This window comes from Pseudomonas sp. GW821-FHT02H09 (genome assembly GCF_059421425.1).
The window spans coordinates 1-566 of the sequence record NZ_JBWKVA010000060.1; the positions used below are offsets into that span (position 1 = coordinate 1).

A 566-nucleotide genomic window follows, 5' to 3' on the forward strand; every position below is an offset into this window, starting at 1 on the left:
GTGCTGCTGGCGGGCGCGCCGTGCTCGTCGGTCATGTTGTAGCTGAGCGTGACGCTGGCCGTGGCGCCCTGCGCCAGGTGGTCGAAATCGCTCCCCGGATTGAACACCAGCTGGTTGCCCGCGACGCTGGCCGTGCCCTGGCCGATCGGCGCGCTGGCGCTGACCAAGGTGAACAGGTGGCCGTCGTCGACGTCGGTGTCATTGGCCAGCACGTCGATCATGAGGGTCTGGTTTTCCGTGCCGGCAGCCGTATCGGCCACCGCTACCGGCGCATCGTTGGTGCCGGTGATGGTCACGTCCACCGTGCTGGTCGAGAGTGCCCCATACTGGTCCTGCATCTGGTAGTTGAGGGTCACGTGTTCGACCACGCCCTGCGCCAGATGATCGAAGTCGCTCCCTGGGTTGAACTGCAGCTGGTTGCCCGCAACGCTGGCGCTGCCCTGGCCGATCGGCGCGCTGACCGAGTTCAGCGTGAACAGGTGGCCGTCGTCGACATCGGTGTCGTTGGCCAGCACGTTGAGGGTCAGGGTCTGGTTCTCCGTGCCGGCAGCCGTATCGGCCACCGC

1 protein-coding gene is annotated in these 566 nt (G+C 66.6%); it reads right to left on the reverse strand.

Translation table 11 applies throughout. The features are described from left to right. Nucleotides 1-566, reverse strand: a 566-nt coding sequence (locus AC07VR_RS31645) for an Ig-like domain-containing protein (RefSeq protein ID WP_495013649.1), incomplete at both ends; no start/stop codon positions are given.